Source organism: Muricoccus harenae (assembly GCF_009848505.1).
GTDB classification, from domain to species: Bacteria; Pseudomonadota; Alphaproteobacteria; order Acetobacterales; family Acetobacteraceae; genus Roseomonas; species Roseomonas harenae.
On sequence record NZ_WWDL01000019.1, the window covers coordinates 38003 to 52876 of the forward strand.

Annotated in this window: 15 protein-coding genes and 2 riboswitches; of the genes, 3 read left to right on the forward strand and 12 right to left on the reverse strand. The window is 68.6% G+C overall.

Annotated elements, in window-relative coordinates; translation table 11 throughout:
* Window positions 1–94 precede the first annotated feature (94 nt).
* From GSE44_RS14570 to GSE44_RS14605, 9 genes are all read right to left on the reverse strand, one after another.
* The gene (locus GSE44_RS14570; protein WP_201306073.1) at window positions 95–1027 is read right to left on the reverse strand and encodes a dihydrodipicolinate synthase family protein; all 933 of its coding nucleotides are present in this window, start codon (window positions 1025–1027) and stop codon (window positions 95–97) included.
* Window positions 1028–1039: 12 nt separating this feature from the next.
* Complete coding sequence (locus GSE44_RS14575; RefSeq protein WP_159349562.1) at window positions 1040–2416, reverse strand: NAD(P)H-dependent oxidoreductase; 1377 nt, start codon at window positions 2414–2416, stop codon at window positions 1040–1042.
* Window positions 2417–2441: 25 nt separating this feature from the next.
* The gene (locus GSE44_RS14580) at window positions 2442–3719 is read right to left on the reverse strand and encodes a TRAP transporter large permease (RefSeq protein WP_159349563.1); all 1278 of its coding nucleotides are present in this window, start codon (window positions 3717–3719) and stop codon (window positions 2442–2444) included.
* Complete coding sequence (locus tag GSE44_RS14585; RefSeq protein WP_159349564.1) at window positions 3716–4222, reverse strand: TRAP transporter small permease; 507 nt, start codon at window positions 4220–4222, stop codon at window positions 3716–3718. The genes GSE44_RS14580 and GSE44_RS14585 overlap by 4 nt, the downstream gene beginning before the upstream one ends.
* Complete coding sequence (locus tag GSE44_RS14590) at window positions 4219–4890, reverse strand: cyclase family protein (protein ID WP_159349565.1); 672 nt, start codon at window positions 4888–4890, stop codon at window positions 4219–4221. Before GSE44_RS14590 ends, GSE44_RS14585 begins: the two co-directional genes overlap by 4 nt.
* Before the next feature lie 10 nt (window positions 4891–4900).
* Window positions 4901–5890 carry a TRAP transporter substrate-binding protein gene (locus GSE44_RS14595; RefSeq protein ID WP_159349566.1) on the reverse strand — a complete coding sequence of 330 codons (990 nt, stop codon included), beginning with the start codon at window positions 5888–5890 and terminating at the stop codon, window positions 4901–4903.
* 90 nt (window positions 5891–5980) lie between these two features.
* On the reverse strand, window positions 5981–7732 hold the full coding sequence (locus GSE44_RS14600; RefSeq protein WP_159349567.1) for an IlvD/Edd family dehydratase: 1752 nt from the start codon (window positions 7730–7732) through the stop codon (window positions 5981–5983).
* A gap of 156 nt (window positions 7733–7888) precedes the next feature.
* Complete coding sequence (locus GSE44_RS26780) at window positions 7889–8029, reverse strand: hypothetical protein (RefSeq protein WP_235924824.1); 141 nt, start codon at window positions 8027–8029, stop codon at window positions 7889–7891.
* A 1-nt stretch (window position 8030) separates the two neighbouring features.
* On the reverse strand, window positions 8031–8471 hold the full coding sequence (locus GSE44_RS14605) for a tripartite tricarboxylate transporter permease (RefSeq protein WP_235924826.1): 441 nt from the start codon (window positions 8469–8471) through the stop codon (window positions 8031–8033).
* Window positions 8472–8844: 373 nt separating this feature from the next.
* On the opposite strand from GSE44_RS14605, the gene GSE44_RS14610 reads away from it, so the two are divergent.
* On the forward strand, window positions 8845–9741 hold the full coding sequence (locus GSE44_RS14610; RefSeq protein ID WP_235924828.1) for a DMT family transporter: 897 nt from the start codon (window positions 8845–8847) through the stop codon (window positions 9739–9741).
* 486 nt (window positions 9742–10227) lie between these two features.
* On the forward strand, window positions 10228–11214 hold the full coding sequence (locus tag GSE44_RS14615) for a Bug family tripartite tricarboxylate transporter substrate binding protein (RefSeq protein ID WP_235924829.1): 987 nt from the start codon (window positions 10228–10230) through the stop codon (window positions 11212–11214).
* 103 nt (window positions 11215–11317) lie between these two features.
* Here GSE44_RS14615 and rnhA read toward each other — a convergent pair whose 3' ends face one another.
* The 3 genes from rnhA to ispH all read right to left on the reverse strand — a co-directional run bounded on the left by rnhA (window position 11318) and on the right by ispH (window position 13838).
* Window positions 11318–11782: a ribonuclease HI gene (gene rnhA, locus GSE44_RS14620; protein ID WP_159349569.1), complete on the reverse strand. Its 465-nt coding sequence runs from the start codon at window positions 11780–11782 to the stop codon at window positions 11318–11320.
* A complete protein-coding gene (locus GSE44_RS14625; RefSeq protein ID WP_159349570.1) occupies window positions 11772–12746 on the reverse strand; it encodes a homoserine kinase in 975 nt (324 codons plus the stop codon). The genes rnhA and GSE44_RS14625 overlap by 11 nt, the downstream gene beginning before the upstream one ends.
* Window positions 12747–12830: 84 nt before the next feature.
* Complete coding sequence (gene ispH, locus GSE44_RS14630) at window positions 12831–13838, reverse strand: 4-hydroxy-3-methylbut-2-enyl diphosphate reductase (RefSeq protein WP_159349571.1); 1008 nt, start codon at window positions 13836–13838, stop codon at window positions 12831–12833.
* Window positions 13839–14007: 169 nt separating this feature from the next.
* Here ispH and GSE44_RS14635 point away from each other — a divergent pair, with 169 nt between their 5' ends.
* Window positions 14008–14550: a hypothetical protein gene (locus tag GSE44_RS14635; RefSeq protein WP_159349572.1), complete on the forward strand. Its 543-nt coding sequence runs from the start codon at window positions 14008–14010 to the stop codon at window positions 14548–14550.
* Window positions 14551–14657: 107 nt separating this feature from the next.
* Window positions 14658–14761: riboswitch (glycine riboswitch) on the forward strand.
* Between the two features lie 3 nt (window positions 14762–14764).
* Window positions 14765–14854, forward strand: a riboswitch (glycine riboswitch).
* Window positions 14855–14874: the final 20 nt, after the last annotated feature.

Sequence of the window (14874 nt, forward strand, 5' to 3'; positions counted from 1 at the left end):
TGGCCAATGAGCAGCCGACCCAGAATTTTTGGGCCACGACCAGTGCCAGCCGACGGCGCTCCTTCGATCAGTTAGGCATGATGACAGGCATGCATCAACGCCCCCAGCGGAGCACCAGCGCGCCCGCGCGCTGCGCGATTTCCACCAGCCCGGCGCGGGTGGCAGGGTGCAGTGGCTGCAGCGGCGGGCGAGGCGCGTCACAGCCGATGATCCCGCCCTCCTTCATCAGCGCCTTGGCCGCCAGCAGACCGCATTGGCGGTTCTCGTAGTTGATCAGCGGCAGCCAGTGCTGATAGGCCCGGGCGGCCTCCTCCCGCCGTCCCTCGCGATAGGCGTCCACGATCTGGCGGATGCCATCGGGAAAGCCGCCGCCGGTCATTGCGCCGGTGGCGCCGGCATCGAGATCGGCCATCAGGGTGATGGCCTCCTCTCCGTCCCAGGGGCCCTCCACCGCATGGCCGCCGAGGGCGATCAGCTCCCGCAGCTTCGCGGCCGCGAAGGGCACCTCGACCTTGAAATAAGAGACCTGGTCGATCTCCCGCGCCATCCGGGCGAGGAAGGCGGCGGACAGGGTGGTGCCGCTGACCGGCGCGTCCTGGATCATGATCGGGATGTCGATCGCTTCCGACACGCCCCTGAAGAAGTCGTAGATCCCTGCCTCCGCCACGCGGATCGTTGCGCCGTGATAGGGTGGCATGACCATCACCATGGCGGCACCTGCCGCCTGGGCCTGGCGGGACCGCTCAGCGCAGATACGGGTGGCGAAATGGGTGGTGGTCACGATCACCGGCACGCGCCCGGCCACATGCTCCAGGATGGCCGCCATCAGCACTTCCCGCTCCCAGTCCGAGAGAACGAACTGCTCGGAGAAGTTTGCGAGAATGCAGAGGCCGTTCGAGCCTGCCTCGATCATGAAGTCCACGCAGCGCTTCTGGCCCTCCAGGTCCAGTTCGCCGCGTTCGTCGAAAATGGTCGGGACCACGGGGAAGACGCCCTGGTGGCGCGGACGGGTCTGGCTCATAGGCATTCTCCGGGCGGTTCAGACGGCAGGAACGAGCGTATCGCGGCGCAGCGCCTGCAGCAGCGATCCGTCGAGATCCACCGCCTCCTCCGCGATCAGGCTGCCGCGCGGCACATCGGCGCGCAGGGGCTTGTTGGCCGCAAGATAGAATGGTGCGAGGCCGGCAGCCTCCTTCACGGGAAGGAGGAGCGCGGTGCAATCCTCCATGACATGGTGATGGCCGCCCATGTGCAGCACCTCGCCTGCGCGGAAGTCGCGATCGGCGCGGGCCACCATCACAGCATGCACGCGCTGCGTGTCGCTGCCCGAGGCGCGGCCATGCAGCACGGCGGAGAGCAGGGAGAGCGGCGTCTCCACACCCATCAGGTGATAGGGGAGGAAGATGCAGGCGTGGCGGCCATCGCGCGAGACCACGTGTCCCTTGCCGCGCAGCAGCTCCCAGGTGGCCGCGTCTATGCAGCGGACGATGACGAAGACGCCGCCGCCGAAACTCATCTCATCCGGGCGGCGGAGCAGGTTGAACACGTCCACCACGCCCGTGCGGTCCAGCAGGCCGCCGTTCTCCCGTGGGACGAAGATGTCCGCCAGTTCGGTGATACGGCAGAACGGGTAGTTCAGCGCATCACGCGAGGGGATCAGCCCGGTGGAGTTCGCGACGACGTTCATCTCGCAATAGTCTGGCGTCGCGCTCTGGGGGAGCGCCGCCAGGACCTCGGAGCGGCGTGAGAGGGTGGCGGCCACATCTTCGCCCAGGCTCCAGAGATCCGCGAGGCCGGGCGCGTCGCATTGCCGGTCGGTCCAGGTGACACGGCCCGTGGCGGGATCGAAGACGAAGTCGTACTCGCTGGACTTGCCCGCCGCGACCACCTCGAGCCCGAGCAGCCGCGCCCAGGTGACGAGACCGATGAGGTTGGCAGGCTGGTCGCCATCGGCGGTGGTGTAGACCAGGCCCCGATCGGCCGCGAGGCGGTTCAGATGCGGCCCGACAACCGAATCCACCTCCTTGCTGACCATTGCGACATGGGCGCCCCGCTCGATGGCGTTCAGTGCGATGCGGGCGCCGGTCTCGGGCTGGCCGGTGGCCTCCACCACGATGTCGTGCGGCACTTCCGCCAGCAGCGCGTGGTCGCGCACCACCGCTATCCGCCCCGCGGCAGCGGCGGAGCGCGCCGCCTCCGCGTCCTCGCAGATCACGGCAGCGCCACTGGGGAGGCGCAGTTCCCGCAGCAGGGCCAGAACGCCCTCCGGGTCCAGGTCACAGAGAACAGTGGCTTCCAGCCAGGGAATGGCCGGAACCTGCCCCAGCAGGGTACGGGAGAAGCCTCCCTTGGCCCCCGTCAGGGCAAAGCGGATCCGGCGGTCGCCGAGGTCGCGGAACAGGATCTCGTAGTTCATCGGGGTCCTTGCAGCGGGAGCGGGGTCAGCGGAACCAGGACAGCGGTACGGTGACGACCTGCGGGAAGAGAACCAGCAGGAAGAGCACAGCGAGCTGCGCGGCCAGGAAGGGCATCACGCCGCGCATCACCGGGCCCATTTCCACCCTGGCCACGGCGCAGACCACGTTCAGCACCGACCCGATCGGCGGGGTGAGCAGGCCGATGGCGTTGTTCATGATAAACAGCACGCCGAAATAGACTGGATCGATGCCGGCGGAGCGCACCACCGGCATCAGCACGGGCGTGAGGATCAGGATGGTGGGCACGAAGTCCAGCGCCGTGCCGACGATGACGACCAGCACCATGATGGCGAGCATCAACAGGCGCGGGTCACCGGCAAACGGCTCCAGCAGCGCCTGAACCTCGGAGGGCACGTCGGCGATGGTGATCATGTAGCCGGAGACGGCGGCCGCGGCGACGAGGAACATCACTGCCGCCGAGGTTCGGACCGCGGCCAGCAGCACCTCCGGGACGTCGCGCCAGTGCAGTTCCCGGTACACCGCCATGCCGATGAACAGCGCATACACGGCGGCGACCACCGCCGCCTCGGTTGGGGTGAAAATACCGAAGCGCAGCCCGCCGACGATGATCACCGGCAGCATGAGGGCCAGCAATGCGTCGCGCAGTGCGCGGCCGCGCTCCGCCCAGGAAGCCCGGGGCAGCATGGTCGCCTTCTCGGACCGGGCGCAGAACCACCAGGTGACGGCGAGCGCGAGACCCATCAGCAGGCCTGGGACGATGCCGGCGAGGAAGAGCGCTGTGATCGAGACGTTCGAGGCGACGCCGAAGACGATGTAGCCGATGGACGGCGGAATTACCGGGGCAATGATGCCGCCCGCGGCCATGAGCCCTGCCGCACGGGGCACGTCGTAGCCGGCGCGCCGCATCATCGGGATCAGGATCGCGCCCAGCGCTGCGGTATCCGCCACGGCCGAGCCGGAGACGGAGGCAAGGAAGATCGCCGCTACCACGGCAACGTAGCCAAGCCCGCCACGCACATGGCCCAACAGGGCCATGCCAAGCTGGACCAGGCGGCGGGAGAGGCCGCCCGCGGTCATCGCCTCGCCCGCCAGGATGAAGAAGGGCACGGCCAGCAGGGCGAAGCTGTCCGCGCCGTTGATCATCTGCAGCGCCATGGCCTGCGCGTCGATGCCATCTAGGTGCAGCATCAGCGCGAGGGAGGAGAGCATCAGGGCGAAGGCGATGGGCATGCCGAGCGCCATGGCGCCGAGCAGCACGCCCGCGAAGAGGAGCAGCGTCACGCGCCGGCTTCCCCCATCGGCTCCGCCGGAGCGGCCGGCTCCTCCCCACGCAATGCCAGGACGAGATCCGCCAGCCCAAGCAGGCAGAGCCCGATGCCGGAAAGCAGCGCGGAGGCGTAGGCCCAGCCCAGTGGAAGGCCGGAAACCGGTGAGAGGTTGTCCATGTTGACCTGCACCAGCGGCCAGGCTCCCCAAAGGAAGACGAGGCAGACCAGCAAGGTCAGGGACCCGGACAGCGCCCGGCAGAGCAGCCGGCCGCCATGTGGCAGCGCCTTCACCACGGTGCTGAAGCCGAGATGGCCACCACGCCGCAGCACCACCACGGCCCCGATGAAGGTCAGCCAGAGGAAAAGAAAGCGCGACATCTCCTCGCTGATCATGATGCCGCTGTCGAGCAGATAGCGCATCACGACATTTCCGAAGACCATGACGACCATCGCCGCCATGGCCAGGGCCAGCATCGCTTCCACCACTGCGAAGGCGCGGTCCACCGCCTGCCTCATACCCTCAGACCCTCGACCGCGTGCACCCGCGCCGGGGCCCCGTCCGCGCCCGGGATCTTGATGGGCGCCGCGGAGAGAAGGCAGCGCGGCTCGCGCAGCGCCGAGGTGTTCACGAGGTACTCGATCAGCGTCACGCCCGAACGGAGCAGCACGTCATGGGTCACATGCTGGTCGAAGGGCACTTCGATCTGATCCAGCAGCAGCCGGATTGGGTAATCCTGCGGAAAGTCGAAGGCAACGGCCGACGGCCTGCGGGAGGCGAGCCACTCGGCCGCGGCTCGGTTCAGCCAAGGTGCATGGCGCCAGAACTCGGCCTTGGTGCTGTCACGCTGCCGGTCCCAGCCGGAGGCAAGAAGCAGGATTTCCCCTTCCGTGCCGCCGGGATCCGCGGCAGCGAGACGGTCTGGTCCGATCTCCTCTTCTGGCGCCACACCCTCCAGCCGCAGCACCCGGCAGGCTCCGACGACGCGGTCCAGCGGCGTGGCCTCGATGGTTGGTGCATCTGCGAGGATATGGGCCTGGGCATCCACATGGGTGAAGCCGTGGCAGGTCGTGTCCAGCCGCGAGACGCGGAACTGGTCGCCGGCCGCGATATCGCCCGTGATGGAAAGCTGGGTGCGCCAGCGGAAATGGGGCGCGACAGGCATGCTGAGATCGACGACGCGCATCGCCCGACCCTCAGCCCGCGCTGCCGGCGATCGCGTCCGGAAGGGCTGAGCCGAAGCGCTCGACATAGTCGTGCCGTACCGGCTCGGCCACCAGGGCCGCCAGGCTGTCGCGATTCGGCGCCTCCACCGTGACCATCCCGTGCTTCTTCAAGTCCGCCAGAGCCTCCGCATCTGCCTCCTCGTTCATCTGCCGTTGCTGCGGGCCAATGGCAGCGGCGGCAGCCATCACCGCCTCGCGATGTGCGGGCGAGAGGGATTCGTAGCGCCGCTTGCTCATCGCCAGAATCCCGGCGGTGTAGGCGTGGCGGGTCAGGCTGAGATGCCTCTGCACCTCGTAGAAGCGCGCATTGCGAATCAGCGTGGTCGGGTTCTCCTGCCCGTCCACCGCGCGCGTCTCCATGGCCGTGAACAGCTCGGTGAAGGGCATGGGCAGCGGGTTGGCGCCGAGGAGCTGGAAGGCCTTGATATGGGCGGGATTGGGGGTGGTGCGGATCTTCAGCCCACGCAGGTCGGCCGCCTCGTTCACCGGGCGGCGGGAATTCGTGATGTTGCGGAAGCCGATGTCCCAGAAGCCCAGCCCAACCAGCCCGTGCGGCTCAAGCTCGCCGATCAGGGTCCGGCCGATCTCGCCGTCGAGCACCGCCGCGACGTGGCGGCGATCACGGAAGAGGAAGGGAAGATCGAGCGCGTTCAGCTTTGGCGCCAGACCCGTGAAGAAGGGATTGCCGGTCAGCACGATATCCAGCGTGCCGCCGCGGGCCGCCGAGATGATCGTGGGATCGCTGCCGAGCGCACCGTTGCCAAAGACCTGCACCGTCAGGGCGCCATTGGTGCGATCGCGCAGCTGATCGGCGAAGAGCTTCGCGGCGGCGTTCCAACTGTCCGAATCGGGATGGGGGTGGGCGAAGCGCAGACGGGTCGCCTGGGCCAGCGCCCGGCCCGCGAGGAAGGGCGCGGCGAGCGACGCGCCCAGGAGGGCGCGCCGGTGCAGGGTGAACATGTTCCTTTTCCTTTCCTGGTCGTTTCCGTGACATGCGCCCGTTGTGGGCGCGGCGGCCTTTTCGGCCTTTGGTTAGTCTAGGCAGTTCGTTCAGTGGTTGTCGCGCGCAACGGGCGAGCCGCTGTTGCCGACGAGGAAGTCGAGGTCCACGCCCTTGTCCGCCTGCAGCACGTGCTGGACATACATGCGGGTATAGCCGCGCTCGGCCAGCGGGGTTGGCGGCGGCACCCATGCGGCGCGGCGGGCGGTCAGCTCGGCCTCGTCAACATGCAGGTGCAGGCTGCGCGCTGGAACGTCCAGGGCGATGGTGTCACCGTTCTGCACCAGGGCCAGGTTACCGCCGGCCATAGCCTCCGGCGCCACATGCAGCACGACGGTGCCGTAGGCGGTGCCGGACATGCGGGCGTCGGAGATCCGGATCATGTCGCGCACGCCCTGGCGCAGAAGCTTGGGTGGCAGGGGCATGTTTCCCACCTCCGCCATGCCGGGATAGCCCTTCGGGCCACAATACTTCAGCACCATGATGCAGGTCTCGTCGATGTCGAGATCCTCGTCATTGATGCGGGCGTGCAGGTCCTCGATGCTCTCGAACACCACGGCGCGGCCGGTATGCTGCAGCAGGTGCGGCGAAGCGGCGGAGGGCTTGATCACCGCGCCGTCGGGGCAAAGGTTGCCGCGCAGGATCGCGATGCCAGCCTGCGGCTTGAACGGGGCTTCGTAGGAATGGATGACGTCGCGGTTCCAGCACTGGGCGTCGGCCACGTTCTCGGCGAGCGTCCGGCCGTTGGCGGTGATGACGTCGCGGTGGAGGAGGTTCCGCTCCACCAGGTCCCGCAGCACCACGGGCAGGCCCCCGGCGTAGTAGAAATCTTCCATGAGATGCTCGCCGGAGGGGCGGAGATTCACAAGGCAGTTCACCTCGCTCGCCAGTCGGTCGAAATCCTCCAGCTCGAGCGGGACGCCGAGCCGCCCGGCGATGGCCAGCAGGTGCACCACGGCGTTGGTGGAACCGCCGATGGCGGCCAGCGTGCGGATCGCGTTCTCGAAGGCCTGGCGGGTCAGCAGCCCCGAGAGGCGCAGGTCCTCGCGCACCATCTCCACGATGCGGCGGCCGGCGAGGCGGGCCAGCTCATTGCGGCGGGCATCGGGAGCGGGGATCGCGGCATTGCCGGGCAGGCCGACGCCCAGCGCCTCGACCATCGAAGCCATGGTGGAGGCGGTGCCCATGGTCATGCAGCTGCCGGCGGAGCGCGACATGGCGCCCTCGGCCTCGTGGAACTCGCGCAGCGTGATCTCGCCGGCGCGGAGCTGCTCGCTCATGGAGATGGTGTTGGTGCCGGAGCCGATCTTCTGCCCGCGGTAATGGCCGCTCAGCATCGGCCCGCCCGAAACCCCGATGGTGGGCAGATCGACGCTCGCCGCACCCATCAGCAGGGCGGGTGTGGTCTTGTCGCAGCCCATCAGCAGCACCACGCCGTCCAGCGGGTTGGCGCGCAGCGCCTCCTCGACATCCATGGAGGCGAGATTGCGGTAGAGCATGGCCGTCGGGCGCATCTGCGTCTCGCCCAGGCTCAGCACGGGGAATTCCAAGGGGTAGCCGCCGGCCTCAAGAATGCCGTAGCGCACATGCTCTGCGATGGTGCGGAAATGGCCGTTGCAAGGCGTCAGCTCGGACCAGGTATTGCAGATGCCGATGACCGGGCGGCCATCAAACTGGTCGTTCGGCAGGCCGCGGTTGCGCAGCCAGGATCGGTAGTAGAAGCCCATCTTGTCCTGGCGGGCGAACCAGGCGCGGGAGCGCAGCTCGCCGGGCTTGCGGTAGTCGTTCGCGTCGTCGGTCAAGTCGTCGGTCCTCTTTGCGGGGCGGGTTGCGCTGCTCCGATTCCAGCATCAGGGCGGAACGATCGGGATCGCCGTCAGCCGCGATCAGATCGCGGTGGAGATCCGCATGGAGGTTGCGCGCCATGGGCGCGCCCATCAAGCCGAGAAAGGCGATCTTCATGTACTGGACTCCGCCTGGGCCGCCTTCATGGTCTTGCTGGTCCGGCGCCAGCCGATGACCGCCGAGGCCAAGGGCCAGAGCAGGAAGAGGGGGGCGATGGTGGAGAGCGTTCCGACCAGCGCGTTGGACCAGAGCACATCAAGCGCCGCCGGACATCCGCATGGACTGGCGGAAGGCGTCCTCGGCCTTGTCGCCGATAACCATGGCAAGGACGAGCGGCGCGAGCGGGTAGTCCAGCTTGTTCATCGCGTAGCCCACGGCGCCGAACACCAGCGCCAGCCAGAGATCGAAGGGCGAGCTGGCGACGGTATAGGCCCCGACGAGGCAGACGGTGACGATGATGGGCCCGATGATAGAGAAGGAGACCGAGAGCATCGCCGCGAAGAGCGGAACCGCCGCCAGCGCCAGGATGACGCCGATGACGTTGCCCAGATACATGGATGCGATCACGCCCCAGACGAAGTCGCGCTGCTCGATGAACAGCATGGGGCCGGGATCGAGGCCCCAGATCATCAGCCCGCCCAGCATCACCGCCGAGGTGGCGGAACCGGGAATGCCGAGGGCGAGCATGGGCAGCATGGCGGAGGTGCCGGCGGAGTGGTCGGCCGTCTCGGCGGAACCTGCTCTGCACTGGCGTCACCCGCGGCAAGTGCCCCGTCGTGCTGGCGGGGTAGGAGCGCGCACTCGCCACCGCCGTGACGAACAGGAACGCGTGGCGCAGATCGCCTAAGCGACGCGAGTGGATGGTGATTGCTGCGACCTGCCGCCATTGGTGCACATTGGCGCGGAACGAAGTTGGCCGGGTGCCGACCGGCTTGCAGCGGTAGGGCGCAAGCATGCCGGCACACCGATCGCGCCATCATGGGCTTTGCAACGGGATGCTGTCTCGCTAGTGCTGCGGGTGGCTCCCCTCATTCCGGGCGAGAAGGGCCGCAAAGGGTGGAATATCGCCGTGTCCGCATTCCCGCGCCTGGGCGCCATGCCCAAGGGCGCCACCGGCGGCGTCGCCATGATGCTGCTTGGCGTGCTGCTCTTTGCCGTCAATGACACGCTCGGCAAGTGGCTGGTGGGTGCCTACGCGGTCGGGCAGCTGGTGCTGGTGCGCAGCATCGCCGGGCTCTGCGCCATGGCGCCCTTTATTCGCAGGGCCGGCCCCTACGCCTTTCTTCAGGCGCCACGCCCGGGATTGCAGCTGCTCCGCGTGGTCTTCTCCACGCTGGAGACCTCGCTCTTCTTCTGGGCCCTAACCGAGCTGCCCCTGGCAGAGGTCATAACCTATTACATGGCGGGCCCGATCTACGTGACCGCCCTTTCTCCCTTCCTGCTGGGCGAGCGGGTGGGCTGGCGCCGCTGGACGGCCGTGGCGGTGGGCTTCGGCGGCGTGGTGCTGGCTCTGCATCCCTCGCCCGATTCCCTTTCCTTCGGCGCGGTTTGCGCTCTGGCGGGAAGCTTCAGCTATGCCCTCTTCCTGATCGCCACCCGCAAGCTGGCGGGCACGCCCGGGACGGTGCTGATGACGGCGCAGCTCCTGGCTGCCCTCCTCTTCGGCGGTGCGCTGGTGCTGACCCAAGGCTGGACGCCGCCCGGGGCCCTGGACCTCGTCCTGATGCTCTTTCTCGGCATCGGCTCGCTTGGCGGCAATCTCTGCGTGAACCAGTCGCTGCGGATCGCGCCGGCTTCCGTGGTCGTGCCGTATCAGTACACGCTGATCCTCTGGGGCATGCTCTTCGGCTACCTCTTCTTCGGCGAGGTGATCGGGCCACTGACCATGACCGGTGCCGTCATCATCATCGGCGCGGGTCTCTTCATCTTCCTGCGTGAGCAGCACTTGCGCAGCGAGGCACGCTGACCCGCCATCGGGCCAGGTATCGGTCGCGGACGGAGGTGGTTGTTGCGAAGGCTGCTGGAGAGCATCGGCCAGCCCGCTCCCGTCGAACCTGCCCCTGGCTGCGAGCTCGGCTCCAACAGCGTGATCGGGAACAACTTCCACGCCAAGTTTGAATGCGCCACACCTTTGAGCGGGACGCTGAAGGACGAGGCCTTCTCGCGCAGAGCACCTAGACGGGCGTGTGGGTGGCCGCGACGTGATGTATCACGCCTCACCACTGCCGAGGTGGTTGCGCGACCTCCCGGTTGCGGCGCAGCACAGGCAGATCCAGCAACGCCACTACGCCGGCATGGGGAAGCTGCTGCTGAGCGACCCGGTGACCTGTTTGAAGGTCATCGGGGGCTGACGGGCTCCGGCCGCGTCCCGGCCCGAATCATTGGTTGTCACGGCCTGGGCGGCGGTGGAACACTTCCGGCGAAGATGCATCAAGCATCGCAGGAGGAAGCAATGGTCCAGGTGAGGCGTCGTGCGTTTCTGCAGCTATCCACTTCCTTGGGCCTGGCGGCGCCGGCCCTGGCGAATGCGCGGGACGCATGGCCGAACCAGCCGGTCCGCTTCATCTGCCCCTTCGCGGCCGGCGGGCCGACGGATGTGGCGGCGCGGCTGGTGGCGGATGGATTGTCCAACACCCTGTCGCAGCGCTTCGTCGTCGAGAACCGCACTGGCTCCGGCGTGGTCGTCGGGACCGAGGCCGTCGCGAAATCCGCGAAGGATGGCTACACCTTCCTCTACAGCACCGTGGCGCATTCGGTGCTGCGGCCGCTCTTCAGCAATCTGAGCTTTGATCCGGTCGGCGATTTCCAGCCTGTCGCCCTGGTCGGCGTCATCCCGATGCTGCTGATGGTGAACAACAACGTCCCGGCCAAGTCCCTCAAGGAGCTGATGGAGCTGTTCCGCGCCTCCCCGGGCAAGTACGACTACGGCAGTTCCGGCGCCGGCGGGGCGGTTCACCTGGCCACCGAGCTATTCCTGCACCAGGCGGGCGGCCTCAAGGTCAACCACATCCCCTATCGCGGCTCGGCGCCGGCCATACCGGACCTGCTGAACGGCAATCTGACGATGTTCCTCAACGTCGCTTCTGATGGCGTGGCCAGCGTGCAGCGCGGCACGACCAGGGGGCTGGCCATCAGCTCGGCCCGCCGGATGCCGCAGCTGCCGGATGTCCCCACCTTTGGCGAGGCGGGGCTACCGGGATACGAGGCCTATACCTGGCACATGCTCTTCGCCCCCGCCGGCACGCCCCCGGAAATCGTGCGGATGCTGAATGAGAGCGTGAACAAGGTGATGCGGGAGGATCGCGTCCGGCAGCGCTTCAGCGAGATGACGATCGAGACGCGGTCCGACACGACGCCGGAAACCGCCGCGCGATGGCTTCAGTCGGAAATGGTGAAGTGGGAGCCGCTGGTGAAGGCGGCCGGCATCACGCCGAGCTAGGGCGGATCGCTGCAGGGCGTGGATCCGCTCTGCAAATGTCGATCTGGAGCATTCGCCGTGAGCGCCAGTGAACGGAGAATGCTCCAGCGGCCTTGGGCTGGGGCTATTTCCCCAGCCCTATCCGCGCCGCCGTTGCCAGCTTGTCCGCCCGTTCGTTCATGACGTCACCGGCATGGCCGCGCACCCAGCGCCATTCTACCTGATGCGGCTTGGCGGCAGCCAGAAGACGCTGCCACAGCTCGTAATTCGCCACCGGATCCTTGGCCGCGTTGCGCCAGTTGTTGCGCACCCATCCGTGGACCCAGCGCGTCACGCCGTTGCGGACATACTCGCTGTCCGTATGCAGCACCACGCGGCAGGGCTTTCTCAGCGCTTCGAGCGCCGAGGCGGCGGCGGTCAGCTCCATGCGGTTGTTGGTGGTGGCGGGATCGTAGCCCGACAGCTCCTTCTCATGGCCGCCGAAGCGCAGGATGGCGGACCAGCCGCCGGGGCCGGGATTGGGCTTGCAGCCACCGTCGGTCCAGATCTCGACCAGTCCCTCGGCCGCGGCGCCGTCCTCAGATGCCATAGGCGGAAATCCCTTCGGCGGCGGCGTGGAAGCGCAGGCGGCGCAGATATTCGAGGGGATCCTTGCGGGTCACGAGGGCTCCGGGCGGGGTGTTGGTCCAGTCGTAGAGGCGCGTCAGCAGGAAGCGCAGCGCGGCGCCGCGGCAGAGCACGGGCAGCGCGGCCAGCTCGGCCCCGGACAGGGGGCGGGCGGCGTTGTACCCGGCCAGGAGGGCGCGGGCCTTGGTGACGTTGAAGGACAGGTCCTGCTCGAAGCACCAGGCGTTGAGGCAGATGGCCACGTCATAGGCCAGCGTGTCGGTGCAGGCGAAGTAGAAGTCGATCAGGCCCGAAACCCGCGGCTTCCGGTCCTCGCCGTCAAGGAAGAAGACGTTGTCGGGGAAGAGGTCGGCATGGATCTGGCCGCGCGGCAGATCGCGTGGCCAGTCCCGCAGGATGTCGCCGAGATGCCCATCCAGCTCGGCGCAGAGCCCGGCCTGCACCGTGTCCCCGTTCGGGCGGCAGCGCTCCAGCAGGGGGGACCAGCCATCGGGGCCGAGGGCGTTGGGGCGCTCGGCCGTGAAGCCCTGGCCCGCGGCGTGGAGAGAGGCGAGGGCGGCGCCCAGTGGGCCGCAATGCGCGACCGAGGGGCGACGCGGCCAGACGCCGGGCAGGAAGGTGCAGATGGCGGCGGGGCGGCCGGCGAGTTCCCGCAACGCCTCCCCGTCGCGCCCCGCCACGGGCTCGGGGCAGGCCAGGCCATGCGCCGCCAGGTGCCGCATCAGCCCGAGGAACCAGGGCAGCTCGGCCGGGTCCACGCGCTTCTCGTAGAGGGTCAGGATGAAGTCGCCGCCGGTGGTCTTCAGGGCGTAGTTGCTGTTCTCCACCCCCTCCGCGATGCCGCGGAAGGCGAGAAGCTCGCCCAGCTCGTAGCCGGACAGGAAGGCGCGCAGCGCCTCGTCGGACACCTCGGTATAGACGGCCATGGAACCCCCCCTCCGAAACCCCGGGGGCGGGGGTCCATGCATCAGCCGGGGCGGAACGGCAAGCGCCGGGCCCTTCCCTGGGGTCTATTCCGCGGCGGCGACGGGCCGGCCGGCGGAGGGGGTCCGAAGGGGGCGGGGGAGATTGAAGATGACCGTTTCCTCGGCGACGATGAGGTTCTCGATCCGCACGTCGAAGCGCTCCCGCAGCCGCTCGACAACCTCCTCCACCAGCACCTCCGGCGCGCTCGCGCCGGCCGAGATGCCGACCGTGCCGAGGCCGTCGGCCATGGCGGGATCGAAGTCCCGCCCGCGCTGCACCAGCACGGCGCGTGGGCAGCCGGCGCGCTCCGCCACCTCCCGCAGCCGGACGGAATTGGAGGAATTCGGCGCACCCACCACGACGATGAGGTCACATTGCGCGGCGATCGCCTTCACCGCCGCCTGGCGGTTGGTGGTCGCGTAGCAGATGTCCCCCTTCACCGGGGCCGACATATGCGGGAAGCGGGCGCGCAGCACGTCCAGCACGGCCGTGGTGTCGTCGATGGAAAGGGTGGTCTGGGTGGCATAGGCCAGCGGGCCCTCGGGCGGCTGCACCAGGGCCGCCTGCTCGGCATCCTCCACCAGCGTCACGGCACCTTCGGGCAGCTGGCCCATGGTGCCGATCACCTCGGGATGGCCGGCATGGCCGATCAGCAGGATATGGCTGCCGCCGGAATAATGGCGCTCGGCCTCGCGATGGACCTTGCTGACCAGGGGGCAGGTGGCGTCCAGGAACAGCATCTGGCGGGCCTGGGCAGCGGCGGGAACGGATTTCGGCACCCCATGGGCCGAGAAGATCACGGGCTGGCCATCATCCGGGATCTCGTCCAGCTCCTCGACGAAGATGGCGCCCTTGGCCTCCAGCCCCTCCACCACGAAGCGGTTGTGGACGATCTCATGCCGCACATAGACGGGCGCGCCGAAGCGCTGGATCGCCAGCTCCACGATCTTGATGGCACGGTCCACGCCTGCGCAGAAACCGCGCGGGCCGGCCAGCAGCACCTTGAGAATGGGCTTCACGGCGGCCCCGGGGATGTTTGCGGTCTGGTCCATGGCGTGCCACTTGGTCCTTCGGCGCCGGCGCGTACAGCCCCCGGCCGGACCGTGGGCGGCGCGATCCTAGCTGCCCTGGGCCCGGCCGCACAGGGTGTAGCCGATGACGCCGTTGCAAGACCGTTCACGGGCTCCTGCTTCGCGGGCTCCGGGCGAGGAGTGCTCCCGCGTGACCCGATCGATCCTCCTGGCCTTTGCGGCCCTGCCCCTCCTGGCCGGCTGCGGTGGCGAGGGCAGCGTGCTGCAGCAGCGGCCCCAGGCGCCCTGCCCCCGGGTGGCGCTGCTGGCCGAGGCGGTGGACCTCACCCGGTACCGTCCCGGCGCCACGCCGGACCCGGGCGCATTGGAGGTGGACGCCCGGATGACCGGCTTCCAGGCGCGCTGCGACTATGCCCCCCGCGATACCGGGCTGGACGTGACGCTGGTGGTGCAGGTGGCGGCCGAGCGCGGCCCCGCCGCCTCGGGCCGCGCGGCCGAGCTGCCCTACATGATTGCCGTGACGGATGAGGCCGAGGGCCGCGTCCTCAACAAGGCAACGGACACGCTGCAGGTGACCTTCGCGAATGGGGAGCGGCGCAGCACCGCCCAAGGCGAGCAAATGATGGTCCGCATCCCCGGCAATGTGCAGCGGGCCGCGGAGAGGGCGATCCTGCTCGGCTTCCAGCTGACGCCCGAGCAGTTGGCGGCCAACCGGCGGCGCGGCGTCCGGTGACGGTCGCGCTGGAGGGGCGGGCTGGCAGGCGCGCCGGCGGCCAGGCTGATCGGCGCGCCTTGGTGGTTGCGCCAGACGTCGCATTCGGGCACCACTGCCGCACCCGCTGATACCGCGCGGGAGAGAGGGGCGCCCCGGCCTGCCGGGCTGCCTCCGCCGAAGGCGCAACCGGCCCCCGGAAACGCTCAGGCAGAAGGACCGCGCGGAGAAGGGGCCTCTGGAAAGCCCGTGGCCTGAACAGGCCATGGCACCGACGGAGTAAGGGAAGCCCGCTTCCCGAATCTCTCAGGTTCCGGGACAGAGGGGGGCCACGATCTGAACCGG